Genomic DNA, 23,589 nt, shown 5'->3' with positions numbered 1-23,589 from the left:
ACTTTATTTTTATCGAAATATTAGAGTAATATTTTTTCTTATAATTTAAAGTTAGAATTTCGGAGCAAAAATAAAATGTTAACAAAATTTTGGGGAAGGTTTTCCTCAGACATGGCTATTGATCTTGGTACGGCTAATACCGTAGTATACGTAAAAGGTAGAGGCATCGTTCTTAATGAACCTTCCGTAGTAGCCTTAATAAAAAAGAAAGGTTATTTTGAGCCTTACGCTTTTGGTCACGAAGCAAAGATGATGCTAGGACGAACGCCAACGGATATTGAAGCAAAAAGGCCGTTAAAAGACGGAGTCATTGCCGATTTTAAAGGTGCTGAAGAAATGATTAAGTATTTTATTAAAACAGTACATAACCGTCGTTCTTTCTTCGGTCCAATAATTATAGTATGCGTTCCTTCCGGTTCCACTCCGGTTGAACGCCGAGCAATTCAGGAGGCAGCTGAAAGCGCCGGTGGTAGAGATGTATTCTTAATTGAAGAACCGATGGCTGCGGCAATAGGTGCGGGTTTACCGGTTACGGAGGCTACCGGTTCAATGATTGTCGATATCGGAGGAGGTACTACGGAAGTCGCGGTTTTATCGCTTGGTGGTATAGTATACGCAAGATCGGTAAGAGTAGGCGGTGATAAAATGGATGAAGCTATTATTTCTTACATAAGAAGGCATTATAATTTATTAATTGGAGAAGCTACAGCAGAAAAGATAAAGCAGGAAATTGGCACGGCTTATGTAGATGAAAATGTCGAGCCTAGAATGATGGAAATTAAAGGACGAGATTTAATTTACGGTATCCCTAAAGAAATGGTATTAAATGAAAAACAAATTGCTGATAGCTTAGTTGAGCCGGTGAATCAAATTATTGAAGCGGTAAAAGTTGCTTTAGAATGTACTCCGCCGGAATTATCTTCTGATATTGTGGATAAAGGAATTGTTTTAACCGGTGGTGGGGCTTTACTGCGAAATCTTGACTATGTGCTTAGTGAGGCTACTAAACTACCGGTAATAGTAGCAGATCAAGCTCTTTCATGTGTTGCGCTTGGCACAGGACAGGTACTTGAGGATTTTGCAAAATTGAAACATGTGTTATTTAAGCAGGATTAGAAAATGGCAATAATTGCTAATAGAGTAAGGAATTCGTCAAATATTTCAGAATTTACTAAATCTATAACAATTTTTTCTAAACATTTTTTTATTTTATTCTTTCTTATTTTGTCATTATACTTATTCGTTACTGGGCCAAAAAAATTTTCTAATATATCGCTCGAGATAACCGGAGGAGCTTTATCGATCGGTTTAAAGATTTATGAAAATATATTTGACTATATAAATGGCATAACTCATAAATTAGTTTATTTTCAGGATTTAGCCAAAAAAAATATTGAGTTGCAGCTTGAGATCGCGAAATTACAGCATATGCAGAATAATATAGATGCTATAAGAGCCGAAAATATTGCCCTAAGGAATCTTTTGACGGTTACTAAGGAAGAGGAATTTGTGCATGTAACAGCTAAATTATTAAGCGTTTCGTTAAATCCTTTTTCTAAAAGTGCTTTAATAGCTGCGGGGAAAAAACATGGCATAGAAGTTGATCAAGTTGTTATTAATGCTGAAGGATTAGTAGGGCGGGTGACAGAGGTAAGTAATAATTATTCTAAGATTATGTTAATTAATGATGTAAATTCGAGAATTCCTATTACTGCGGGCTCATCCAGAGAAAAGGGTATTTTAGCCGGTAACGGTAATGGTGGTAAAATATTATATTTACCGGACAACCACTTAATTCAAAAGGATGAGAAAATAATAACTTCCGGGCATGGAAATATCTATCCTTCCGGAATTTTATTGGGTTATGCTGACAAGGTAACGGAAAAAGATATAACTGTCAGCATGGTCGTTGATTTATCCAAAACTGAATTTGTGCAAATATTATTACCAAAAGAGTAGGGAAGTTGATGTTATTTTTGTGTAGTATTGTTGCGAGAATAACAGACCCGTCATTGCGAGCGACCTTCGGTTGCGCGGCAATCTAAAACTCTCTACTTTCATTGTGAGCGAAGCGAAGAGTAATCTAATTATTTTTTTCTAGATTGCCGCGTCGGCATGAAATGCCTCCTCGCAATGACGGTATTTTTTGCAAAGTTTTTGCTTAATTCAGTAATGCTTTACAAGAATGACATAGAACACACTAAATATATGAATAAGAAATATTTTGGTTTATTAGGTGAATATATATGTATTATTATCTATAAGTTAAAATTTTATCGGATTCTACATCATCGAAAACGTTATTATGTAGGAGAAATTGACATCATAGCGTTACGTAATAAAGAGATAGTTTTTATTGAGGTAAAAGCCAGAAATTCTAAAATTGATGATAAAATTCTATCATTAACGCAACAAAAAAGAATTAAAAATGCTGCAGGGTTATTTTTAAGTATTAACTCTAAATATAGCAGTTATAACGTTAGGTTTGATTTAATAATTATTAGGCCGTATAAACTACCAGTAATTATTAAAAACGCCTGGTAAATACTGTTTCTTTTAAGAGCTGCTTTTTAATTTTATCGGAGATTTACGTCCTAGCTATTAAATTATAGGTTGTGGGCGCTTACTCCTCAAAATAAAATGAGAGTTTTTAAAATATTTCACGTATAATCCCTAATGCCAATGTATCATAATATAAATAGTTATCTTAATATGTCACTTGCTACTAAAATAAAAAAATTTCTTGAAAAAAAGTTTGAAGAACATAATTTAAAACGTAAAGATTTTGTACAGGAAAGTAAAATTCCTTATAGTACCGTTACTAGAATCATGAAAGCTACAGCTGAAAGTGGTCGAGAATTTAATCCTGAAATAGACACGATACTAAAAATAGCTGATTACTTCAATTCTACTATGGATGAAGTAATAGGTAGAGAGATAACAATGCAAGAAGAAAATAATTAAAACCAAAAACTCTATTTATTCTCTGCTTTCAGCCTTTCTAAAACATCTTGTGCATGATTTTTTACATCTACGGCAGGCCAGATATGAAGAATTTTACCTTGGGTATCAATTAAAAAAGTTGCCCTATTAATTCCCATATATTTTTTACCGAACATTGATTTTTGAACCCACACGCCGTACTGCTCGCACATATCGGAATTAGCATCAGAAGCGAGTTCAAACTCTAAACAATATTTTTCTTTAAATTTATTGTGTGAGTTCAAATTATCTTTTGACACTCCGATAATTACGGCGTTTAATTTTTCAAATTCCGGTTTTAATTTATTAAAATCCCGAGCTTCGATAGTACAACCTGGAGTATCGTCTTTTGGGTAAAAATATAGTATAATAAATTTTCCTTTTAGGTCTGATAAGTTGACATTTTTATTGTCGCTTATCGGTATTGAAAAATCAAATGCAACATCTCCAATTTTTAACGTCATAAAATCTCCACAAATTGTTTAATAATATTAAAATTTTATAAGTATATAATATAATAAATCTTAATAAAAACATTTGTAGTTTTTCTATCGATAATTTTTTGTAGCTGTTGCTTTTTTATATGATTTAACTTATTCTTAATTTACAATATTATTTTTCAACAATGAGGTTACTATGAAAACTATAGGTAAAGCAATTGAAGAATTACAGAACACTCTTAAAGATTCTGCTGAAATTATTGCTGCTGAATTTAATAAAAAATGTCATGAAATAGCTAGTAATTTGTCCACTAAAATAGACGAGTTGGAAGAACATGCTAAAAATACAAAAGATAGTTCTTTAGATACGATAAAAGAGCAGTATGCTAATATAAAAGAAAATATGGAAGAATATAAAGAGGAGACTAGTGATAAGGCAGAAAAATATCGCCAAGCTCTGGTGGAAAAGCTCGATGCGTTAAGTAAAAAAATTGAAAACTATAATAAAAAATAAAAATTTGGAGTTTTAAAATGAAAAATAAAATCTTACTAGCACTTGCAACGACTGCTACTTTAGTATTTGCTTCCAACGCTTTTTCTTCAGCAACTGCGCAAAATCAAAATAAGGAAGCAAGCGTAGCAGCTACTCAAACTAAAACAATAACCGAAAATCTTCAAGAGTTGAAGGATAATTTAAAGGATTTAGCAGTAACCGGCGCAGATAAATTTAATCAGGGCCTTGGTGATACTTATGCTCAACTATCTGCTCAGATTAGTGAAATTCAAGTCAATTTGAAGGATAAAAAAGACAAGGGAGCTAAAAAGTTACAGGAGTCAATGAATCACCTAAACAAAAAAATGGAAGCATATAAGAAAGCTAGCGCTGAAAAACAGGAAGAAATGCGCAGCCATATTATTAATAAACTAGAAAAATTAAATAAAAATATTAGCGAGTATAACGAAAAAACAAAAGCAAGTTCGTAATTCGATGTCATTCCCTCGAAAGAGGAATATTGTTGTATGGCTCGATTTTTCAGCCGTCATTGCGAGCGGAGCGAAGCAATCTAATGATAAGATTGTCACGTCGGCGCGAGGCGCCTCCTCGCAATGACTGTGAGAGTCTTAGATTGGCACGTCGAGACTACCCCTCTCCTCGCAATGACGTAATGGGTTACACTCCTCGCAATGACGGTCTTTTTGTAATGATTCCGATCTACGCGGGCAATGCCTTCATGGAAGAGCGCTGTATATCACCTTTTATAAATTGAGTACTATATGACTATTACCAAAGAAAAAATTACGGCTATGTTAAATACAAGATTGGGGTTATCGAAGAATTTGTGTGAAGAAATTGTTAATTCTATATTTTCCAATATTTTAAAAATAGCATTAGAGCAAAAATTAATTTTAAAGAATTTTGGTAGTTTTGAAACTAATGAGAAAAAACCACGTCCAGGAAGAGATTTTCATACTAAATTACCTGTTATTATAAATTCAAAAAAAGTGATACGCTTTATTCCATCGGGCAACTTAAAAACATTAGTTAACGAGGTTAACAAGAAAAATGTTTGAAAAGTTATTAGCGAAAAAATATTACTCAACCAATGAGGCAACAAAATTTTTAAATATTTTTCCTTATCAATTGAGATATTTAGAAGCTAATATTCTTAATTTATCTGGTTATAAAATAAAAAATAGAAAATACTATACTAACGACGATATTAAACTTCTTGAAGACTATATTGCTAACAATAAAAAAATACCCATAAAACAAAATATTCAACAAATATCTTATAGAATCGACATGTTAATTAAAAATTTTAATATTTTAGCTACTGATATTACCGAATTTCTTGCGACGCAAACGAAGATTTTACTCTAATTCAAACAAGAACCTAGAAAATACTTATATTTGTTATTGTAAGCAATTGTTGTATGGATAACTTATACTTTGCTTTTTCTCTCTGGATTAGCTACAGCGTCAAAAGAGGTCTTGCCATGATGTTGTGGGTACCCACAACCACAATGTTGAACAACTTAAATAGTTTATATTAAAAAGAGCGTCCTTTTGGCTTCAAAGGCTTTTTATTTTGCTTATTTAATTCTTTATTAGGTATATTAATGTTATGTTTAAATTTTTGTGCATGTTCTTTTATTTGCATAAGTGATTGCTGCGCTTCATTAGTCAATTTACTTAAAAATGCTGGTATTTTTTGCTCGTCCTTTTTAAGTAAGTTGGGAGCTTCCTCAGTTAGTAACTTTATCTCTTGTAATGACCCCTTAACTTCTCTGCCGACTACTTCATCTAAAAAAACTTTTTTATAATCTGCAAGTGCTACAACCGCTTTACTATTAAGAGTGCTTGTTTTACCGTCTAAAAAGCTTCTAAGTACTGTGTCACTACAACCTATTTTTCTACTCAACTCATATGAGTTTAACTTTTCTTCTTCTAACGTCTTATTTATGAAATTTCTTAAATGCTTACTATACTCTCCTCTTACATATTTTTTATCGACGTTGTTCATTATTATTTCTTCTCGCAAAATTTATCTTTAGGAGTCTTGAAACTTACAAAAAGTGAACGAATTTATAGCTTTGAAATTACCTATCTATTTAAGTCGTTAGCTATATGGATTTCTACAAAACTTAAAACATTGTTTTCTTTAATATATAGCTAATAAGCCATGAATAGAAGAGATTTATATAGAAATTATTGAATTTAATTATTAATTAAAAATCTTTACTAACAGTGTCATATTTAAACAATAATGCCTAATATTTCAAATAGATTATGTAAGTTACAAATTGCTTTTTCAGTGTATTGATCATTTATTAAAAGAGAAATTTTAATTTCCGATATTTGGACCATTGTTACTATTATGTTATCTTTTTCTAATTGTGATAATATAGTTTCAAGTAGATTAGGATCATTTTTAATACCGTAGCCGATAATTGAAATTACGGCAATTTCAGTATCAAAAACAAACTCATTTATTTGATTATTATTTTTTAAATCAACGAGTAAATTTTGTAAATTATTTTTATCAGCTAAGTTTGTTATAAAATTATATTGTTTTTTATACTGAATATCCTGCATCAATTCAATATGACTGTTGCTTGCAGCAATCATACTGCCTATTTTAATAAAACTTATTTTCGGAGTTTTTATTGATATCTTTAGTAGATTTTTATTAGAGGTGATACCGGTAATTATTCTATTTTCCATAATTTTATCTCTCGAAGTAATTAATGTACCGCTCGTTTCCGGCGAAAACGATGAAAGAATACGCATTGAGATTTGGTAACGCTGTATGATTTCTGCAGCTCTTGCATGTAATATTTTTGCGCCGCTAGAGGCGAATTCAAGCATTTCTTCAAAATTTATAGCGTTTATTTTTTTTGCACTCGGAACAATTCTCGGGTCCGTACTAAATACTCCCTCAACGTCTGTATATATATCGCACCTATCAGCCTTCATTGCAGCAGCAATTAAAGCTGCGCTAGTATCTGATCCCCCTCTACCTAACGTAGAAAGTCTGTTATAATAACTGATACCTTGAAAGCCAGCAATTACTGGAGTGATATTAAGATTCAAGCATTCTTTTAATAAAGAAGTAGATATTGATTCGACTAAAGCTTTGCTGTAATTATTATTAGTTACAATAGGTAATTGCCAGGCAAATATTGATCTAGCTTTTACTTTTTCCTCCTGTAATTTTAAAGAAACTAAAGAAGCGGTAACAGTCTCGCCGCTAGAAAGAGCAGCGTCATATTCTGCAAGTTGATCGGGGTTGCTTAGATGGGATACTTCATTACATAAGGTAATTAGTTGATTTGTTACCCCTGCCATAGCAGAGACGACTACTATTACCTGATTATTTTGTATAAGTTCGGACTTAATTATAGGAATAATGGCTTTTATTCTATCGATGTTAGCAACGGAAGTACCGCCAAATTTTTGAATTATTAAGGCCATAAATCATGTAAGCCTTTTATGGAGAGGAGTATAGAAGTTATTATATTTGTTAACTTAAAAATTATGTTGTTATGATATTAAATTATATGCCGTGCCATGGTTTGATTATGGTATTCAACAAAGTCTTATATAAATACGGTAGGCAATTAAACCTATTATTGTACAAACCAAAGAACTTGCATTATTTTACAAGCATCGCCAAATAGTAAGAAAAACAAGTACTGCGGTCAAGCCGCAGTACTGCAACGTCTCACTAAGCTGCCTTTATGCACTTACTTTTTCTTCTTTGGCATTAACATTAACAAATTTTTGATCTTTTTTAGTTATAAATTCGACCAAGCCTTCTATCAATGCAAATATAGTATGATCCTTACCAAGCCCGACATTCTTCCCAGGATGAATTTTGGTCCCGCGTTGTCTAACAATGATGTTGCCAGGGATAACATATTGACCGTCGGCTTTTTTTGCACCTAGCCTTCGTCCAGCTGAATCTCTTCCGTTTCTAGAACTACCGCCAGCTTTTTTGGTTGCCATTTTATAATTCCTTTATTTCTACTATTATTGTTTAGTAATATCTAATATTTTTAACTCTGTTAATTCCTGTCTGTGACCGGCTTTACGACGATAATTTTTTCTACGCTTTTTCTTAAAGACAATAATTTTATTATCTTTAAATTGGTTAGTAATTTCAGCGGTAACGCAAGCCCCTTTTACTAGTGGTGTTCCGATAAAAGATGGTTTTGAATTTTCGCCTAACATCAAAACCTGATCAAGCTGAATTTTTGAACCTAGCTCACCTTCAATTTTTTCCACCTTAATGACACTATTTGCGCCAACTTTGTATTGTTTTCCACCTGCTTTTATGACTGCGAACATGAAAAATATCTCTTTAAAAAATTATAAATACTTACGGTATCATATTATTATATTAGGAATTAGTCAACAGAAACTATTAAACGAAATGTAAATATAAAACGCATTAATGAGTCCAACCGATTAGTATAAATATAATAGTATACTGAATTACAGCAGCAAATATAGCAGCGACTATATCATCCAGTATAATGCCGGTAGCACCTTTGATGTTACGGTCAAGCCAATTAATGGGCCACGGCTTTATTATATCAAAAATGCGAAATAAGCAAAATGGTAAAATAAACAATACTACTATATTAACTGTTAACGGGTTTAAATATTTTACTAAATTTGATTCGCCGACAAATATTACTGAAAAAAAACAAAGAATTAAAGTCAATATTTGTCCGATTACTTCATCTATTACGACTTCTTTTGGGTCTTCTTGCTTGTTATATTCTATATATATTTTAGTAAAATAATATCCTGGTATTAATAACATCACCCATGCACCGAAAGTCATTATAAATAAAGTGACAAGCTGTGCTTCGCCAAGAGTAAATGTAGGAAATGAAAAAATGATTTTACTGGTAATGGTAAAATACATAAAGATATAATATAGCGGAAAAGCTGCTAATGAACCAAAAGTACCGGGGCAGTATCTAATTTTTCCTATATAAAAAAAAGTTGCAAAAAACTCCGCAATTTGTTTTTTAGTAAACATTTCCCCTCATGTCTTTATATATTAAATATATTAAATTCATATTTAAGTAATTATAATTTATACTAGATCAATACTATAAAATATTATACAATAATTTTTTATCACTTTAATAAGAAATTAATATAATGGGAATGAGTTTTAGTCATCTTTTAATAATTTTATTGATTATTTTTGTATTGTTCGGTGCAGGTAAATTACCTCAGGTTATGGCAGATTTAGCTAAAGGTCTCAAGGCTTTTAAAGAAGGTATGAAGGATAAAGACAAAGATGATTTGGAAGATAAGTAACATTTTACACACATACGATATTATTCTTGGAATATATTGTTGCGTTAGGTAAGTTAAAACGCACTCTATGTCATTCCCGTGAAAACGGGAATCCAGAAAAAATACTTAAAATAAACAAAATTACATAAAATTTATATTTAATTTGTTAAATACTTTTCCTGATTCCTGCCTTCGCGGGAATGACATAGAGAACTCGTTCCACACAACAATATATTCTCGCAATGGCGAGATAAATTTGAGCTGTATAACAGCGCCTAAGTTGTGCTAGAGTAACATCATTAAAAAAACCAAATGAGATACTTAATTGTTACAACTACTACAGCTGTTACTACCTTTATTTTTCTCGGCTGAATCCTCAAGTTTCTTACCGCCTGCCTGCATATCTTTTCCGACACCTTGCATTGTATTGCAAGCATTAGTTAAAAAAGCTACAGTAATTAATGTAAAAGTAATAAGTATTGAACGCATATTATTAGCCTCTTTAAATTTAAGTTTTGAAAAAGAATTTTATTAATCAAATAAAAATTTGTCAATTTAAATTTTATATTTACAAGCGCTATATTAATTGTATGTTTGACCCATTTCACAAGGAGGAGAATTACTAGTCCTAAATGTTACTGAGTTGATCTATACTACAAGCGCTGGTAAAAAAGCTGTTAATATCACTGCTAAAATTTTAACCATCAAGCGCATAATTTATAAATTAATTAGAAACTTCTTTAGTAGCGTAATTTAAAACTAGTATACCAAATAAAGCTGATAACAAAGAGGCTATTATTACAGCTATTCTCATAGCATTGGAAGGGCAGCCTGATTCAAAAGTCATACTACCGATAAATAAACTCAAAGTAAAACCGATGCCGCCAAGAATTGCTATAGCATAAAATTTTAACCACGACGTATTTTGTGGTAAGACACAAAATTTTAACCGAACAAATGGGTATGAAAATAACATAATACCTAATTGTTTACCGATAAATAATCCGAATATTACTCCAAAAGTTACGCTAGAACATACGCTTTTAAACGAAAAATATTTTAAAACAATACCGGAATTCATAAATACAAATAGAGGTAAAATAAAATAATTTACGAAAGGACGTATTAATTCTTCTAATTTTTTAAAAGAAATATTAATACCGCCCTCTGTATTAACGGGGATGAAAAGAGCAATAATAGCACCGCATAATGTACCGTGAACACCTGCCTCAACCATGCTAATCCATAACAATAACCCTATTGCCATATAATAAAAGGTTTTTTGTACCTGATAATAGTTAAGTAACGATAAAATAATTATAATCCCCAAAGAAGCACCCAGTGCTGCTACCGAGATCGTTTTAGTATAGAATAAAGCAAGTATAATTAAGGCAAAAGCATCGTCAATTAATGAAAATCCAATAATAAAAGCTCTAAGCTCTAAAGAGGTATAGCGATTGAAAAAAGATAAAATACCCAGTACAAAAGCGGTGTCAGTTGCTATTGGAATAGCCCAACCTTTTAACGTCGGTTGATTATAATTAAAGTATACGTAAATTAATGCCGGTGCTACTACTCCCCCTAGAGCTGCCGCACTTGGTAATATTAATTTCTTTTTATTTTTATATTCTCCTTCTACTAAGTGAAATTTCATCTCTAAGCCAATTAATAAAAAGAAAAACGTCATGAAACCGTCATTAATCAATTCTATAAAAGTAGTTTGTAGGCTTAAACTTCCTATCGATAAGAATATATCGCTATAGATGAAGGCAATATAATATTCATTCAGAAAACTGTTGTTGCTAATGACTAGCGCCAAAGCGAATGTTATAATAAGTAATATACCGGAAAAAGTGCCGGCTTGTATTAGTTCTTTTAATTTATTATTTATAGACATAATTTATTATGGGTGATCTTTGTTGGATTAGATAATATTTTAAGTTTATCAAGAAAGTCAAAGCTACTATGCTTTTATAATAATATTTTATATAATAGTGAGATAATTTTAATTATTATTTTCAAAGTTATATAAAAGGTTTCAGATAGGGTAATCGCTTTATATTACGGTTTATTCATTATTAGCAATGCAAATTTAGGATAAGAGATAATATTAATGCACATCAGCTATTTTAAAAAATTAATTAGTTTTGAGTCGGTAACGCCGAATAGCGCGGGTGCTATTGAGTATATTGAAAAGTTACTGCAAGAAAGTGGTTTCCAAACCGAAATAAAAATATTTGGCGATTCTGAAAGCGAGCAAGTTACTAATTTGTATGCTGTTTATGGCACTAATAAACCAAATATTTGTTTTGTCGGTCATGTGGACGTCGTGCCTGCCGGTGATGCTGCACTTTGGCATGCCTCACCTTTCCTAGCACATATAATTGACGATAAAATATATGGCAGGGGTGCGGTTGATATGAAAGGCTCTATCGCCTGTTTTTTAGCGGCAAGTTTGGATTTTATAAAGAGTAATCCAAAACTTAACGGCTCGATTAGTTTTTTAATTACCAGCGATGAAGAGGGCGAAGCAAAATACGGCACTAAAGAAATGTTAAAGCATATCTATAGTCAAGGTCATAAAATTGATTTTGCCATTGTTGGTGAGCCGACAAATGAAGAAGAAATAGGTGATACGATAAAAATAGGTAGACGTGGCAGCGTTAATTTTAACTTAAATATCCAAGGTAAAGAAGGGCATGTTGCTTATCCTCATAAAGCTAATAATCCTTTGCCTTGCTTAATAAAAATATTGAACGAGTTAACAAATATAAAGCTTGATGAAGGAACAGAATTTTTCCAAAGTTCAAATCTTGAAATGACGAATATCAATGTCGGCAATAATACTTCAAACGTAATTCCGGCAAGTACGGAAGCACATTTCAATATACGTTTTAATAATTTACATAGTGCAAAAATTTTAGCACAATTAGTGGAAGAAATTATTAAACGATACTGCGAAAAATATAAAGTGGATTATAAGCTAGAATATAGTAGTTCTTCTGATAGCTTTATTCAAAATCCTAATAATGCAATAAAAGAATTTGCTGATATAGTAGAGAGAACATTAAAAATAAAGCCCGAATTTTCTACAAGCGGTGGTACGTCAGATGCAAGATTCGTTAAAGATTACTGCTCGGTTGTTGAATTTGGTTTATTGTCGGAAATGGCGCATAAAATTAATGAATGTACAAAAATTACTGATTTACAAAAATTATATGATGTGTATTATAATTCTTTGAGAAAATTCTTAGCTTAAGAAGTTTTGCGGATGTGATGGAACTGGTAGACATGCAAGATTTAGGTTCTTGTGCCGCAAGGCGTGGGGGTTCAAGTCCCTTCATCCGTACCATAATATTTATAATTATTAGTTGACGAGATTATTAGAATGCAAGTTACCGTACTGAAAAACGAAGGATTAGATTTTCATGCAAAAATTTCAATTCCTTCAGATGAAATTAACAATGAGATTCAGAAAGAATTGCTAAGTTTAACGACAAAGGTTAAATTGGCAGGTTTTCGTGCCGGTAAAATACCTATTGCAATCGTCAAACAAAAATACGGAAAATCAGTCAGGCAAGATGTAATTGAGCATAAGATCAATCATAATGTTAATCATGTTATTGAAGATAAAAAGTTAAATATTATCGGTAAACCAAAGATCGAAAATTTGCAAAATGAAAATGACAAAGATTTAGAGTTTACTTTAAAATTAGAATTGTTGCCTGAAATTACAGTTCCTGATTTTACAAAAATTTCTATTGATAGACCAAAGTTAATAGTGAAGGAAGATGACGTTACCGAACAAATTAATAAGCTTGCCGAATTAACAAAAAGCTATAGTAAAGAAAGTACTGCAAAGATTAAAAAAGGCGATCAAGTTACTATTGATGCAGTCGGATATATGAACGATGAAATTTTTGAGGGTAGTAAACTTACTGATCATAAATTAGTAATCGGTAGTAATAGTCTTATTCCAGGTTTTGAAAAACAATTAATCGGCGCAAAAATCGGAAGTGAAGTAGAAGTAAACGTAACTTTCCCAAGCGACTACCATGCTAAAGATATCGCCGGTAAACCTGCTCGTTTCGTAGTAGTGATAAAAGCTGTACATATTGCAGAGCCTACAATTGTTAATGATGAATTTGCCAAAAAATTTCATGCTAATAGCTTGGAAGAACTGCGTGGGCATTTTACAAAAAAGATAGAAAGTGAGGCAGAAGAAGCAATTAATACTATAATGAAAATGAATTTATTTGATAAGTTAGAAAAATTGTTAAATTTTAATGTACCAGAATCTTTACTTGAGCAAGAAAAAAATATTTTAAAATCTGAAACCGATCAAAGTGGAGCTAATAACAACGGCGAGGATGAAGCATTATTCAAAGATAAATCGCCGAAAGAAGTAAACGAATATTATAATAAATTAGCTCTGCGTCGTGTGAGAATTGGCTTGATGCTAGCTGAGTACGTGAAAATTAAAGATTTAAAAATAGAGCCGGATGATCTTAAAGCCGTAATTATGTCTCAAGCACGTAACTTTCCAGGACAGGAAAATATGATATTTGATTTTTACAAAAACAACCCCAAGGCAGTTGAACAGTTAAAAGGGCCAGCGTTAGAAGAAAAAGCCGTTCGACACATTTTTGAAAAAGAAGTAAAGCTTGTTGAAAAAAATTATACTAGAAACGAATTAGAAAAATTTTTAGAAGCGGAAGAACAACGCACAATCAACATATAGTTTGAGCGTTAACCAACGCACTGCTAAGGTGTTGCGTGGCTTCAATTTTCCTCGTCATTGCGAGGAGGCATTATAATGCCAACGTGGCAATCTTATGAAGTTAGCTAGATTGCTTCGCTTCGCTCGCAATAACGGCAAGAGTCTTAGATTGCCATGTTGTTGCTATCGCAACTCCTTGCAATGATGTGGTTTTTCTAAATACCGTAGGAGGGGCCTCGGTGTGACAACGAACGCTTTACAAAAACCGATCATATAACAATGCTCCTTACGTTGCTAAAGCTGTATGATTCAAAACTACATATTCTTTAGTAATAATAGGAAAGAAAATTTTAGTGAACGGTAATAACTCTGTCTTTTGATCGCTAAACTCTATTTCTATTATATCACCGGCACCAAAATTAAAAATATTTTTGACTTTTCCGATAGGGTTTAATAATTGATCAAGTACGGGCAAATTTTGTAAATCCGTTATATAAAATTCATCTTCTTCTAAAGGTAGAAATTCCTCTCTTAGGCAAAATAATTTATAACCTTTTAAATTAGCAGCATCTTCTCTATTAGATATTTTGTTAAATTTACAAATTAAATTTCCTTGAGAATTTTGGTTAATTAATTTAATATTAGTATCTTTCCCTGATTCATTTGTTAATTGCATAGCGGTAATTTTTACCTTTGGATTGGTAAAAGATTTTATAATAACATTTCCCTGGATACCATGAGGCGACGTTATTACACCAACTAAAATTAAATTTTGTGAGGAGGTCATTAATTTGCCTTTGAATTTTAACAATTATAGATAATAATAGTTATACACTCTGCAAATTTCAAGAATTGCTTTTTCATTTTGATCTTAAAATTCGCGTACGCGCCATTAAGTATAAGCTGCGTGCAATTCACCCTTCAAAATAAAATCTAATTCTTAAAATACTTAAAGTACATAAAAGTTTTTTATACTTATTATAAATTAAATGACATGATAAAAAAAATAATTGCTATTATTACAATTAGCCTTTCGTTATTAATATTTATAATATTTAGCGCTTCATTTCTTATTAATTCTAATTCTATAGGCAAAAATTTTATTGCTAATTTCGGTATTACTGCTACGAATATTGGAAAAATAACGATAATTAAATTTCCTTTTCCTTATTTGGTTATTGAATCAATAAAAGAAGAAGAAAAAATAGAATTAGAAAAAATAGAAGTTCATTTTTCGCTTTGGTCGTTTTTACGCTTTAAACCAAAAATTAGCCATCTTAATGTGTTAGATGCTAAAATCTATTCACAAAATAATAAATTAAGTATTTATGATCACGAGCAATTAATAAATAATTTTCTAAAATCTAATTTAAAAGATATAGATATTAATATTACTAATTTAAATATTATTAATAAGCAAGATTATTCTATACTGAATTTTACTAATTGCTCATTATACAAAAAAAATAGCTTATCTTCTAATACTGTATTTAAAGCATATAATAATAATATAGGAGATATTTCAGGTTCTATTAAACAAAATAACGAGTTTATAGATTTCAACCTTAATGTTGATAATAACAATTATATTTTTAAATTAGTACAAGTTTATAAAAATCTTAACTTAGAAATTAAGCTGGAAAGCGGCACTGGCGAATATGAAATAAAGAATATATCTTCTTTGCTGTATAATATTTTGCCGGATTTAAATTATGTATTGAACAAGTTTAAACAGAACGCTCCTATAAACGTTAAATTTAATATTTATGCCTTGGAAGATATATTGCAGCTAAAAGATATCACGATAAATGCACCTTTTATTTCAGGTGGCGGAATGATGAATATTAGTAAAAACAATAAAGTTGCGAGTCTTATTACCCTACATTTTCCTAAAATAGATATAAATTCTCTTCTTAACTCGAATATACCTGATCAATTTAGTAATCCTTATTTTAATTCACGCTTTGATTTTGCTGATAAATTATTAAAAATCGATATTAATATTGATGAAATAATTTTAAGTAATAACGAAGCATTGAATAAAATACTATTTTCTTCTAACTTGATAGGAGGAGTTTTAAAAGTAGAAGAGTTTGCCGGTACGATTAAATCAGGAGGGCAATTTAAGCTTACGGGTGACGTAACACAGAATACAATAAGAAGCATGTTTGATGGCAAAATTTATTTAGCTCATAACAACTTAAATATTTTATTAGATACTTTAGGGTTTAGCGGTGCAACAATAAAAGAAAATGTACCGTTTACAGTATCGTCCGATTTAAAATTAACTTTAATAGATTTATATTTAAGAAATTTTTTATTGAAAACCGATGACCTTGATATAATAGGTGATATATCTACTAAATTTATCGCTTCTATTCCTCATGTAAATGCTGCTTTAAATTTTTCTCTGCTTGATTTAAGTAAACAAAACTATCCTATAATTTCGCCAATTTTTGCGTTTATTGAAAACTTAACTCAAGGCATGAAAAATCTAGATTATCTAAATAAATTTATTCCAATAAGGACTTTAAATTGTTTAGCTAATTTGGATTTTACTATAGATAACATAATTTTTGCCGACAATTCATTTGAGAAAGTAAATTTATTAGCAAATATATCACCTGCTAACCTTAAAATTAATAATTTAGATATTCGTACAGGCAATAATTATATATCGACTAGTTGGAATTTAGAGGCAGCAAGCTTACAACCTGTATTAACTGTAGGAATAAAAGACGGGGTTTTTGAAACTAATTTTTTACATCCCGCTTCCTTATTGGCTTTAAGAAATAAGCTGTTTAACGATTATAGTTTAGATAAAATTTCATTAAATATTTCCGGAAAATTGGCTAAATTATCTCAAAATGATTTAACGCTAGAAAATTTAATATTTTCTTTAGCAAATGATAAAAATTTGTTCAAAATAAATAATATAGAAGCAAATATGCTGAACGGTAAATTTCAAGGAACAGGAAATATTTTGCTAGATCCTAATTCTATTAATTTTGTTTATGCACTCAATACGATTGACTTAACAGGATTATCGGCTCTTTTGCCTAAAATATTTCCACCTTTAAGCGGTAAGGGTAGTATAAACGGTAATTTTTCAACTAACGGTAATGATTTACAAAATCAATTATATAACCTTACTACTCAATCACAATTTGCCATAAATAATATTACAGTTAACAATTTTTCTATCGACTCTTTTATAGAAAAAATTAATTCACAAAATTATAACTCCCAAAATCTTGATAATGATTTAAAAACCGTGTCACAAGGATCAAATATAATTAATGCTGTACAGGGAAATATTGAATTACAAAAAGGTATTGTTCTTTTAAAGAATGTAGCTTTCACTACCCAATATAGTTCCGGTGCTGCATCTATGGCTGTAAATATATATAATTTTAATATGGATTTATCATCCATTTTATCTTTTTATATTCCAAATATTACGCCTAATGCAAATGATCCGAATAATAAAAATATCCAGACAAATCTTGGTATGAAAATTCAAGGCAGTATTTTTAATCCGAAGCAAATTATCGATAGTAGTGAGTTAAAAAAATTATTCCTAATACCGGAAGCGTCAATAAAAAATTCTGTTACTAAACAATGAATTAAAAATAGGTACTAATATGATTAAAACAAAATCTATAGAAGAAAATATAAGTTTTGAAACAGCACTTGCTGAATTAGAAGAAATAGTAAAAAATATAGATAACGGTCAAGAAACTTTAGAATCGGCAGTTAATAATTTTGAAAGGGGGGTTTTATTGAAAAACTATTGTGAGAAAAAGTTACAGGAAGCACGTTTGAAAATCGAAAAAATTACCAAATTCGCAGATTCTACTATAGCTTTGGAAGAAATAGAGCTGTAGAACAAGGAACTTTGTTGCGTGACTACTAAAACCGTCATTGCGAGCATTTGCTCGGAACGCGGCAATCTAGAAAATAGTCATCCTGAATTTATTTCAGGATCTTTTTGCAAGAGATGCTGAACCAAGTTCAGCATGACGAAGACTGGATCGCCACGTCGGGACTACGTTCCTCCTCGCAATGAAGACGTTTTTGCTAAGTCTGCAGCAACGCATAAAAAAATGAGCAATATATGATGTTAGATAACATAATTGATTTTCTCTATAGCATTCATAATATTACTTTATTTCTGATAATAAATATTATTTTGATGAGTTTCTGTATAATTTGCTTTTCTTTTATAAAATATATTATTCCCAATCATTTTCAAAAAGAAGAGCTCGGTAGTTTAGGTGGGTTTTTATCTGGCGTAGTAGGTAGTATGTATGCGGTATCCACAGGCTTTGTTTTAATTTATTTGCTCGGTAATTTTAATAAAGCTCAGGATATGGTGGCGTCTGAGGCAATAATATTGATGAGGCTTGCGGATATTGTAAACTGGCTTCCGCCTTCGGTTGAGTCAGATATAATAAAAGCAGATATTTTTATTGCTCTTGAGGAGTATACCGACAGTATTATTAAAGATGAATGGGATATAATGAAAAATGGTGATAGAGTAAGTAATGAAGCACTTTATTATTTAAAACATATTCTTAAGCGTATGAATTTTTATAAAGCAAATGACCCAACACAATTATTCATCAAACAAAAAATATTTAATGATATTCAAGAACTTCATACAGTGCGGTATAATAGAATTAAAATGTCATATTTTTCTTTAAATGTTCAATATTGGGTTATTATATTTATAATGACAGCAATTAATTTAATGTTTGTTTGTATGCTAGGTACTAAACTCTATCTCCATAAAATTTCAGTAATGTTAGTTTGCATAACCTCAGCTTCAATGATATTCTTATTATTTATCTTAGATAAACCTTTTAGAGGAGAATTTGCAGTTAATCAAATCGATTTACAAAACGCCGTTTCTTATATAAAGCAATTAAATAGGTATTAATATGACAGTTAAGGTAGTTATTATATATTATAGCGGATACGGACATACCGCTAAAGTGGCGGAAGCAGTACATAAAGGAGTAAGCGAAACAGACGCTAGCAGTTCTTTAATACAAATTAGTAAAAATAATTTAAATAATATTGATTGGGATTCGCTAGATGCAGCGGATGCAATTATTTTCGGCGCACCGACTTATATGGGCAGTATAGCAGGACCATTTAAAGTATTTATGGATGCTACATCCATTAAATGGGGCGAGCAAAAATGGAAAGATAAAATAGCTGCCGGTTTTACTAATTCTGCTTCTTATTCTGGAGATAAGCTTTGCAGTATTCAACAGCTATTTCATTTAGCTATGCAACATGGAATGATTTGGGTAGGACAGGGAGAAAATGCTCCGCAATTTGCCGATCACGAAATGCCGAATCACGATATCACTAATCGTTTAGGTAGTTGGTCTGGTCTTATGACACAAGCTAATCATAAATCATCTCCTGATATGGCGCCTCCGTCAGGTGATCTAACAACTGCTATTTTATTTGGCAAGAGGGTTGTAAATATCACAAAAAAGCTGCACGGGATTTAATATAACGGTTTTGTTGTAGAACTTAAATTTGCGAATTTATTCTTTGCGCTCTTATGTCATTCCCGTGAAAACGGGAATCCAGACTTTTCTTTGTCATGCTGAACAAGTTTGCCGCATTTTTTTGTAATCTGGATTCCCGTTTTCACGGGAATGACATACTATGCTTCTTTCTCAGGTCATGTAAACACACTTAATACCCCTTAAAGTGATAATTTTGATATTTCTCGATCATTCTAGTAACTGATTTTTCTAAAGGAAATTCGATAGGAGAATAAGAAATAAATGCAAGCCACTTTAATTCATTCGCCTCGTCATTCTTTATAAAATTATCATTACCAATTGTTTTTAGTAAAAATCTTATATCATAATGGTAATGTGCCGATTCCTTATGATTTTCAGGGATGAAGTGAATATCTATATCATAAATTTTTGTACTTATCGGTTCAATTTCCTCAATACCTGATTCCTCTTTAGCCTCTTTAATAGCAATTGCTAATACATCGCCATTGCCGTCACAATGGCCTCCAGGTTGTAACCATTTATTTAACTTATTGTGATGCATTAGTAGAAATTTTGTTTTGTCTGCATTAAGCAAAAAAGCTGAGGCGGTAAAATGACCTATTGTTAATTCTCTACTAAATGGATTTTCGTAATTATTTAAAAACTCTAGCATTTTTATTCTGCTTTCTGTTTCTTCGGGGTAATCGCTATTATAGTTTAATAGTTTGCTATGTAATTCCATAGTATTTACAATTGTTGATGATGTTGTTGTGTGGATACCAAAGCCATCATGACGAAACACGAAGGCGTTGTTACATGGCCCGGCTTTTTCATTGTCATCTCGCGACTTAAGAAAAAATAGACAAATAATGTACATTATAAGTTGTATTTCTGGATATCCTAAACGTTCTCGGTGTCATTCCCTCGAAAGAGGGAATCTACTTAATAACATATAGTAAGTTAGATGCCAGCTTTCGCTGGTATAACACCAAATTTGCTCCATGCAACAATGCCTAGTAGGAATGACATAACACCCGCCTCTCAAGCAGTAAGATTTAAAAGAATTTCGTCATTAAGTTCCTTGGCAGCAGATAATTCTATATCAAGCGCAGAGAATATTTTAACTAAAGCGCAGGATAAGTCATTAATCATTTTATCAGTATGTGCAGGTGTCGGGATAATCCTTAAACGTTCTGTACCTCTTGGTACAGTTGGAAAATTAATGTGTTGAACGTAAATACCATATTCAGTAAGTAGCATATCGGAAGCTTTACTAGCTTTGATCGAATTACCGATAATTATCGGAATAATATGGCTATCATTTTTTAAATACGGAATATTGAAACGATCAAAAGAATTTTTAAGCTTAGCAACGACTTGCTGATGTTTACTACGTTCTTCACTTGATTCTTTAAGATGTTTAATACTAGTTGTGGCAGCGGCAGAAATAACCGGTGGTAATGAGGTGGTAAAAATAAAACCCGAGGCCGTAAGCCTTATAGCATCGACTAACTGGTGGTTTGCTGTAATATATCCTCCGATAGTGCCGTAAGCTTTACCAAGCGTACCTTGAATAATATCAATTTCATGACTGCAATCAAGAAGCTCCGCAATACCGCCACCACGCTTGCCGTATAACCCGACAGTGTGAACTTCGTCAATAAAAGTTAAAGCATTATATTTTTTAGCCAAACGAATTATCTCTTTAATAGGTGAAAAAAGACCGTCCATAGAATATGCCGATTCAAAAACGATGATTTTCGGCCGGTTAATATCAACAGTTTGTAATAATTCTTCAAGATGCAGAGTATCTAAATGCCGATATATGTATTTCTCGGCTTTAGAGTTTGAAATACCGGTAATAATCGATGCATGATTTAATTCATCCGAAAAAAACACTAAATTAGGTATAATTTTAGCAAGGCTAGTAAGCGTTGTATCATTTGCTACATAACCGGAAGTAAAGACTAATGCCGATTCCTTATTATGTAAATCAGCGAGTTCTTGTTCTAATTCAACAATAGAGCTATTATTGCCGCCGATATTTCGTGTACCCCCCGAACCGACCCCGTATTTTAATAAAGCGTCTACAGAAGCTGCAATAACGCTTTTGTGTTTGCTCATACCTAAATAGTCATTAATGCACCACATTACTATCTCTTTATCGCCGCATCGAGCGAGGGGAAAATTATCTGCTTGCCGCTTTAGCTGCTTAAATTCTCTGTATCTTCCCTCGTTTTTAATTTTGTCGATATGACTGCTAAATATAGTATCGTAAACCATTAAGACTATTTTATTTAAATTTGAATTTTGATGATTTTACCCTAAAATTAAATAAGTTTAAAGTTATAATTAATTTTATATTAGATAACCTTAAAATATAGCTTGTTTTATTAAACTAGTCAGACTAGTATTATAATATATTTTAACGTTATTTTATAGCTTTATATGAAACAGTGGCAAATGCAAGAAGCAAAAGCAAAACTAAGCGAAGTAATACAAAAAGCAGTTAATGAAGGGCCTCAAGGAATTAGCGTTAGAGGAAAAACAACAGCAATTATATTATCAACAAAGCAATATATTGCTTTAACTTCTCCTAAATCTTCTCTTGTGGAATTTTTAAAAAACTCTCCATTATTTGGAGAAGAATTTGTTTTTGAAAGAGATAAAAGTCCTTGTCGAAAAATCGAGTTGTGATTATGAGTTATTTAATTGATACAAATGTAATTTGCGAGCTTATTAAGATAAAACGAAATGAGCAGGTAGTAGAATGGTTTAAGTGTGTGCAAGATCGAGATTTATATTTAAGTGTTTTGACTATAGGAGAAATACGTAAAGGAATCAGCAAAACTATAGAAGTAAAAAAGAAAGAAAAAATACGTATGTGGCTAGAGCAAGATTTAACTGCATGGTTTGCTGATCGTATTTTACCTATTGATCCGCAAGTAGCTAATAAGTGGGGAATGTTGCAAGCTTTATCAAGTAAAACTCTACCGGCTATTGATAGCTTAATCGCCGCAACCGCTTTACACTTTGATCTTTTACTAGTAACACGTAACATTAAAGATTTTCATTATGCGGGGCTTAAGGTTATTAATCCTTTTGATTTATAAGTATATTGCTTACATATTATAGGTTCTGTGTACCTAATTAAATTATTGGATTTATATATTGTTTATGTTAATATGGCTTATAAATTAAATAAATTATACGGTATTGATATGAATTTAAAAACTATCCTTTTATTACTTACAACTTTTACTTCTTCTCTAAGTTATGCCGATACCAACACATCGGTCACGCCGACAGCTACTCCTAACGATCAATCTAATAGCGAGGCTTCTACTATTCCAGCAAGTACGGAACTTAGCTTTGTTAATGTATGGGCAAGGCCAGCAAGCAGTACTACAGGTAAAGTTGGTAATTCTGCTATGTATTTAGTAATTCAAAACGATACGGATGCTAGTTATAATTTAATAAACGCCTCATCGGATATTGCTAATAAAGTAGAAATCCATCAAACTTTTACTGATGAGAAAGGTGTTAGCAAAATGGTGAAAGTAGACAAGCTTTTAATACCTGCTAAAACCAGCGTAGAGCTTAAGCCAGGCGGAGCGCATATAATGCTTAATAATTTGAAACAATCTTTAAAAATAGGAGATGAATTTAAAGTATCATTATTTTTTGATAACGCTCCTGCAACAACAATTAAAGTAAAAGTCTCAGATAGCGCACCAACGCAGTAAAAATATTGTTTGAACATCAGAAGCGTCATTATGAAAAAGTGGTTGCATGGCTCGATTTGTTACCGTCATTGCGAGAAGAAACTTTAGTTTCGACGTGGCAATCTCTCAGATTTCAAGAGATTGCCACGTCGCTACGCTCCTCGCAATGACGTTTAGAGTACTCCATGCAACAACACCCGTATCTCCTAGGCTCTGTACACCTAATTAAAATAAATCTAATTTTGGTTCTTTTTTGTTGCAAATTATAAGATTTTTTTGAAATAAGAATAACTATTCCAGCAAAAATCTTATTAATTTTCACTAAAAATTAACTCAAAATTATAATAATTCAATTAGGTGTACAGAGCCTAGC

At 31.5% G+C, this 23,589-nt stretch carries 29 protein-coding genes and 1 tRNA gene; 19 read left to right on the top strand and 11 right to left on the bottom strand.

Annotation, left to right across the window (positions count from 1 at the left end; translation table 11 throughout):
• The first annotated feature begins 75 nt into the window (after positions 1-75).
• The 4 genes from OTR29_RS05710 (at position 76) to OTR29_RS05695 (ending at position 2,964) form a co-directional block, all read left to right on the top strand.
• The gene (locus OTR29_RS05710) at positions 76-1,116 is read left to right on the top strand and encodes a rod shape-determining protein (protein ID WP_422229881.1); all 1,041 of its coding nucleotides are present in this window, start codon (positions 76-78) and stop codon (positions 1,114-1,116) included.
• 3 nt (positions 1,117-1,119) lie between these two features.
• Positions 1,120-1,959: a rod shape-determining protein MreC gene (gene mreC / locus OTR29_RS05705; RefSeq protein ID WP_422229880.1), complete on the top strand. Its 840-nt coding sequence runs from the start codon at positions 1,120-1,122 to the stop codon at positions 1,957-1,959.
• 249 nt (positions 1,960-2,208) lie between these two features.
• On the top strand, positions 2,209-2,544 hold the full coding sequence (locus OTR29_RS05700) for a YraN family protein (protein WP_422229879.1): 336 nt from the start codon (positions 2,209-2,211) through the stop codon (positions 2,542-2,544).
• A gap of 138 nt (positions 2,545-2,682) precedes the next feature.
• Positions 2,683-2,964 (top strand): helix-turn-helix domain-containing protein, encoded by a 282-nt coding sequence (locus OTR29_RS05695; protein ID WP_422229878.1) that lies wholly within the window; start codon positions 2,683-2,685, stop codon positions 2,962-2,964.
• 11 nt (positions 2,965-2,975) lie between these two features.
• Here the strand turns inward: OTR29_RS05695 and bcp are convergent, their stop codons facing one another.
• A complete protein-coding gene (gene bcp / locus OTR29_RS05690; RefSeq protein WP_422229876.1) occupies positions 2,976-3,446 on the bottom strand; it encodes a thioredoxin-dependent thiol peroxidase in 471 nt (156 codons plus the stop codon).
• 172 nt (positions 3,447-3,618) lie between these two features.
• Here bcp and OTR29_RS05685 point away from each other — a divergent pair, with 172 nt between their 5' ends.
• The 4 genes from OTR29_RS05685 (at position 3,619) to OTR29_RS05670 (ending at position 5,304) form a co-directional block, all read left to right on the top strand.
• Positions 3,619-3,936, top strand: a complete 318-nt coding sequence (locus OTR29_RS05685; RefSeq protein WP_422229874.1) for a hypothetical protein — start codon at positions 3,619-3,621, stop codon at positions 3,934-3,936.
• Between the two features lie 17 nt (positions 3,937-3,953).
• Entirely contained in the window at positions 3,954-4,406 is a 453-nt protein-coding gene (locus OTR29_RS05680) for a hypothetical protein (protein ID WP_422229872.1), read from the top strand.
• 291 nt (positions 4,407-4,697) lie between these two features.
• On the top strand, positions 4,698-4,994 hold the full coding sequence (locus OTR29_RS05675) for an HU family DNA-binding protein (RefSeq protein ID WP_422229870.1): 297 nt from the start codon (positions 4,698-4,700) through the stop codon (positions 4,992-4,994).
• Entirely contained in the window at positions 4,987-5,304 is a 318-nt protein-coding gene (locus OTR29_RS05670) for a hypothetical protein (RefSeq protein WP_422229868.1), read from the top strand. The genes OTR29_RS05675 and OTR29_RS05670 overlap by 8 nt, the downstream gene beginning before the upstream one ends.
• 169 nt (positions 5,305-5,473) lie before the next feature.
• On the opposite strand, the gene OTR29_RS05665 is transcribed toward OTR29_RS05670, so the two are convergent.
• From OTR29_RS05665 to OTR29_RS05645, 5 genes are all read right to left on the bottom strand, one after another.
• Positions 5,474-5,947 carry a hypothetical protein gene (locus OTR29_RS05665; RefSeq protein WP_422229866.1) on the bottom strand — a complete coding sequence of 158 codons (474 nt, stop codon included), beginning with the start codon at positions 5,945-5,947 and terminating at the stop codon, positions 5,474-5,476.
• A 233-nt stretch (positions 5,948-6,180) separates the two neighbouring features.
• A complete protein-coding gene (locus OTR29_RS05660) occupies positions 6,181-7,398 on the bottom strand; it encodes an aspartate kinase (RefSeq protein ID WP_422229864.1) in 1,218 nt (405 codons plus the stop codon).
• A gap of 264 nt (positions 7,399-7,662) precedes the next feature.
• The gene (gene rpmA / locus OTR29_RS05655) at positions 7,663-7,932 is read right to left on the bottom strand and encodes a 50S ribosomal protein L27 (protein WP_422229862.1); all 270 of its coding nucleotides are present in this window, start codon (positions 7,930-7,932) and stop codon (positions 7,663-7,665) included.
• A gap of 24 nt (positions 7,933-7,956) precedes the next feature.
• Complete coding sequence (rplU, locus tag OTR29_RS05650; protein ID WP_422229860.1) at positions 7,957-8,274, bottom strand: 50S ribosomal protein L21; 318 nt, start codon at positions 8,272-8,274, stop codon at positions 7,957-7,959.
• Between the two features lie 103 nt (positions 8,275-8,377).
• A complete protein-coding gene (locus tag OTR29_RS05645; RefSeq protein ID WP_422229858.1) occupies positions 8,378-8,977 on the bottom strand; it encodes a phosphatidylglycerophosphatase A family protein in 600 nt (199 codons plus the stop codon).
• 125 nt (positions 8,978-9,102) lie between these two features.
• On the opposite strand from OTR29_RS05645, the gene tatA reads away from it, so the two are divergent.
• The gene (gene tatA, locus OTR29_RS05640) at positions 9,103-9,264 is read left to right on the top strand and encodes a twin-arginine translocase TatA (protein WP_422229856.1); all 162 of its coding nucleotides are present in this window, start codon (positions 9,103-9,105) and stop codon (positions 9,262-9,264) included.
• A 300-nt stretch (positions 9,265-9,564) separates the two neighbouring features.
• On the opposite strand, the gene OTR29_RS05635 is transcribed toward tatA, so the two are convergent.
• Both OTR29_RS05635 and nhaA read right to left on the bottom strand, forming a co-directional pair.
• Positions 9,565-9,732 (bottom strand): entericidin A/B family lipoprotein, encoded by a 168-nt coding sequence (locus OTR29_RS05635; RefSeq protein WP_422229854.1) that lies wholly within the window; start codon positions 9,730-9,732, stop codon positions 9,565-9,567.
• 235 nt (positions 9,733-9,967) lie between these two features.
• Entirely contained in the window at positions 9,968-11,140 is a 1,173-nt protein-coding gene (gene nhaA / locus OTR29_RS05630; RefSeq protein ID WP_422229852.1) for a Na+/H+ antiporter NhaA, read from the bottom strand.
• 216 nt (positions 11,141-11,356) lie between these two features.
• Between nhaA and dapE the strand changes: the two genes are divergently transcribed.
• The 3 genes from dapE (at position 11,357) to tig (ending at position 13,984) form a co-directional block, all read left to right on the top strand.
• Positions 11,357-12,502, top strand: coding sequence for a succinyl-diaminopimelate desuccinylase (gene dapE / locus OTR29_RS05625; protein WP_422229850.1), 1,146 nt, complete (start codon positions 11,357-11,359; stop codon positions 12,500-12,502).
• Positions 12,503-12,510: 8 nt separating this feature from the next.
• Positions 12,511-12,595, top strand: a tRNA-Leu gene (locus OTR29_RS05620).
• 36 nt (positions 12,596-12,631) lie between these two features.
• On the top strand, positions 12,632-13,984 hold the full coding sequence (tig, locus tag OTR29_RS05615; protein WP_422229848.1) for a trigger factor: 1,353 nt from the start codon (positions 12,632-12,634) through the stop codon (positions 13,982-13,984).
• Between the two features lie 265 nt (positions 13,985-14,249).
• Here the strand turns inward: tig and rimM are convergent, their stop codons facing one another.
• Positions 14,250-14,750 (bottom strand): ribosome maturation factor RimM, encoded by a 501-nt coding sequence (rimM, locus tag OTR29_RS05610; RefSeq protein WP_422229847.1) that lies wholly within the window; start codon positions 14,748-14,750, stop codon positions 14,250-14,252.
• A 207-nt stretch (positions 14,751-14,957) separates the two neighbouring features.
• On the opposite strand from rimM, the gene OTR29_RS05605 reads away from it, so the two are divergent.
• From OTR29_RS05605 to OTR29_RS05590, 4 genes are all read left to right on the top strand, one after another.
• The gene (locus tag OTR29_RS05605; RefSeq protein WP_422229845.1) at positions 14,958-17,588 is read left to right on the top strand and encodes an AsmA family protein; all 2,631 of its coding nucleotides are present in this window, start codon (positions 14,958-14,960) and stop codon (positions 17,586-17,588) included.
• A 19-nt stretch (positions 17,589-17,607) separates the two neighbouring features.
• Entirely contained in the window at positions 17,608-17,850 is a 243-nt protein-coding gene (locus OTR29_RS05600) for an exodeoxyribonuclease VII small subunit (protein ID WP_422229844.1), read from the top strand.
• Positions 17,851-18,158: 308 nt separating this feature from the next.
• On the top strand, positions 18,159-18,905 hold the full coding sequence (locus tag OTR29_RS05595) for a bestrophin-like domain (protein WP_422229969.1): 747 nt from the start codon (positions 18,159-18,161) through the stop codon (positions 18,903-18,905).
• A 1-nt stretch (position 18,906) separates the two neighbouring features.
• Positions 18,907-19,491, top strand: a complete 585-nt coding sequence (locus OTR29_RS05590) for a flavodoxin family protein (RefSeq protein WP_422229842.1) — start codon at positions 18,907-18,909, stop codon at positions 19,489-19,491.
• A gap of 190 nt (positions 19,492-19,681) precedes the next feature.
• Here the strand turns inward: OTR29_RS05590 and OTR29_RS05585 are convergent, their stop codons facing one another.
• Both OTR29_RS05585 and hemA read right to left on the bottom strand, forming a co-directional pair.
• Positions 19,682-20,233 (bottom strand): NUDIX hydrolase, encoded by a 552-nt coding sequence (locus OTR29_RS05585; protein ID WP_422229841.1) that lies wholly within the window; start codon positions 20,231-20,233, stop codon positions 19,682-19,684.
• Between the two features lie 299 nt (positions 20,234-20,532).
• On the bottom strand, positions 20,533-21,774 hold the full coding sequence (hemA, locus tag OTR29_RS05580; RefSeq protein ID WP_422229839.1) for a 5-aminolevulinate synthase: 1,242 nt from the start codon (positions 21,772-21,774) through the stop codon (positions 20,533-20,535).
• A 165-nt stretch (positions 21,775-21,939) separates the two neighbouring features.
• Here hemA and OTR29_RS05575 point away from each other — a divergent pair, with 165 nt between their 5' ends.
• Genes OTR29_RS05575 through OTR29_RS05565 form a run of 3 tightly spaced genes read left to right on the top strand, consistent with a single transcriptional unit; the run spans position 21,940 to position 23,237 of the window.
• Positions 21,940-22,188, top strand: coding sequence for a type II toxin-antitoxin system Phd/YefM family antitoxin (locus tag OTR29_RS05575; protein ID WP_422229837.1), 249 nt, complete (start codon positions 21,940-21,942; stop codon positions 22,186-22,188).
• A 2-nt stretch (positions 22,189-22,190) separates the two neighbouring features.
• Entirely contained in the window at positions 22,191-22,604 is a 414-nt protein-coding gene (locus OTR29_RS05570; RefSeq protein ID WP_422229835.1) for a type II toxin-antitoxin system VapC family toxin, read from the top strand.
• A gap of 27 nt (positions 22,605-22,631) precedes the next feature.
• The gene (locus tag OTR29_RS05565) at positions 22,632-23,237 is read left to right on the top strand and encodes a copper chaperone PCu(A)C (protein ID WP_422229833.1); all 606 of its coding nucleotides are present in this window, start codon (positions 22,632-22,634) and stop codon (positions 23,235-23,237) included.
• The last annotated feature ends 352 nt before the right edge of the window (positions 23,238-23,589 follow it).

The organism is Rickettsia endosymbiont of Halotydeus destructor (assembly GCF_049278075.1).
Classification (GTDB): domain Bacteria; phylum Pseudomonadota; class Alphaproteobacteria; order Rickettsiales; family Rickettsiaceae; genus Rickettsia.
Note: the sequence above shows the minus strand (reverse complement) of the source record. Positions and strands in the feature narration are given on the sequence as shown.

Bases quoted from the DNA above. Each gene is read 5' to 3' on its own strand.
- OTR29_RS05710 (WP_422229881.1), top strand. From the start codon at position 76: ATGTTAACAAAATTTTGGGGAAGGTTTTCCTCAGACATGGCTATTGAT.
- mreC (WP_422229880.1), top strand. From the start codon at position 1,120: ATGGCAATAATTGCTAATAGAGTAAGGAATTCGTCAAATATTTCAGAA.
- OTR29_RS05700 (WP_422229879.1), top strand. From the start codon at position 2,209: ATGAATAAGAAATATTTTGGTTTATTAGGTGAATATATATGTATTATT.
- OTR29_RS05695 (WP_422229878.1), top strand. From the start codon at position 2,683: ATGTATCATAATATAAATAGTTATCTTAATATGTCACTTGCTACTAAA.
- bcp (WP_422229876.1), bottom strand. From the start codon at position 3,446: ATGACGTTAAAAATTGGAGATGTTGCATTTGATTTTTCAATACCGATA.
- OTR29_RS05685 (WP_422229874.1), top strand. From the start codon at position 3,619: ATGAAAACTATAGGTAAAGCAATTGAAGAATTACAGAACACTCTTAAA.
- OTR29_RS05680 (WP_422229872.1), top strand. From the start codon at position 3,954: ATGAAAAATAAAATCTTACTAGCACTTGCAACGACTGCTACTTTAGTA.
- OTR29_RS05675 (WP_422229870.1), top strand. From the start codon at position 4,698: ATGACTATTACCAAAGAAAAAATTACGGCTATGTTAAATACAAGATTG.
- OTR29_RS05670 (WP_422229868.1), top strand. From the start codon at position 4,987: ATGTTTGAAAAGTTATTAGCGAAAAAATATTACTCAACCAATGAGGCA.
- OTR29_RS05665 (WP_422229866.1), bottom strand. From the start codon at position 5,947: ATGAACAACGTCGATAAAAAATATGTAAGAGGAGAGTATAGTAAGCAT.
- OTR29_RS05660 (WP_422229864.1), bottom strand. From the start codon at position 7,398: ATGGCCTTAATAATTCAAAAATTTGGCGGTACTTCCGTTGCTAACATC.
- rpmA (WP_422229862.1), bottom strand. From the start codon at position 7,932: ATGGCAACCAAAAAAGCTGGCGGTAGTTCTAGAAACGGAAGAGATTCA.
- rplU (WP_422229860.1), bottom strand. From the start codon at position 8,274: ATGTTCGCAGTCATAAAAGCAGGTGGAAAACAATACAAAGTTGGCGCA.
- OTR29_RS05645 (WP_422229858.1), bottom strand. From the start codon at position 8,977: ATGTTTACTAAAAAACAAATTGCGGAGTTTTTTGCAACTTTTTTTTAT.
- tatA (WP_422229856.1), top strand. From the start codon at position 9,103: ATGGGAATGAGTTTTAGTCATCTTTTAATAATTTTATTGATTATTTTT.
- OTR29_RS05635 (WP_422229854.1), bottom strand. From the start codon at position 9,732: ATGCGTTCAATACTTATTACTTTTACATTAATTACTGTAGCTTTTTTA.
- nhaA (WP_422229852.1), bottom strand. From the start codon at position 11,140: ATGTCTATAAATAATAAATTAAAAGAACTAATACAAGCCGGCACTTTT.
- dapE (WP_422229850.1), top strand. From the start codon at position 11,357: ATGCACATCAGCTATTTTAAAAAATTAATTAGTTTTGAGTCGGTAACG.
- tig (WP_422229848.1), top strand. From the start codon at position 12,632: ATGCAAGTTACCGTACTGAAAAACGAAGGATTAGATTTTCATGCAAAA.
- rimM (WP_422229847.1), bottom strand. From the start codon at position 14,750: ATGACCTCCTCACAAAATTTAATTTTAGTTGGTGTAATAACGTCGCCT.
- OTR29_RS05605 (WP_422229845.1), top strand. From the start codon at position 14,958: ATGATAAAAAAAATAATTGCTATTATTACAATTAGCCTTTCGTTATTA.
- OTR29_RS05600 (WP_422229844.1), top strand. From the start codon at position 17,608: ATGATTAAAACAAAATCTATAGAAGAAAATATAAGTTTTGAAACAGCA.
- OTR29_RS05595 (WP_422229969.1), top strand. From the start codon at position 18,159: ATGAGTTTCTGTATAATTTGCTTTTCTTTTATAAAATATATTATTCCC.
- OTR29_RS05590 (WP_422229842.1), top strand. From the start codon at position 18,907: ATGACAGTTAAGGTAGTTATTATATATTATAGCGGATACGGACATACC.
- OTR29_RS05585 (WP_422229841.1), bottom strand. From the start codon at position 20,233: ATGGAATTACATAGCAAACTATTAAACTATAATAGCGATTACCCCGAA.
- hemA (WP_422229839.1), bottom strand. From the start codon at position 21,774: ATGGTTTACGATACTATATTTAGCAGTCATATCGACAAAATTAAAAAC.
- OTR29_RS05575 (WP_422229837.1), top strand. From the start codon at position 21,940: ATGAAACAGTGGCAAATGCAAGAAGCAAAAGCAAAACTAAGCGAAGTA.
- OTR29_RS05570 (WP_422229835.1), top strand. From the start codon at position 22,191: ATGAGTTATTTAATTGATACAAATGTAATTTGCGAGCTTATTAAGATA.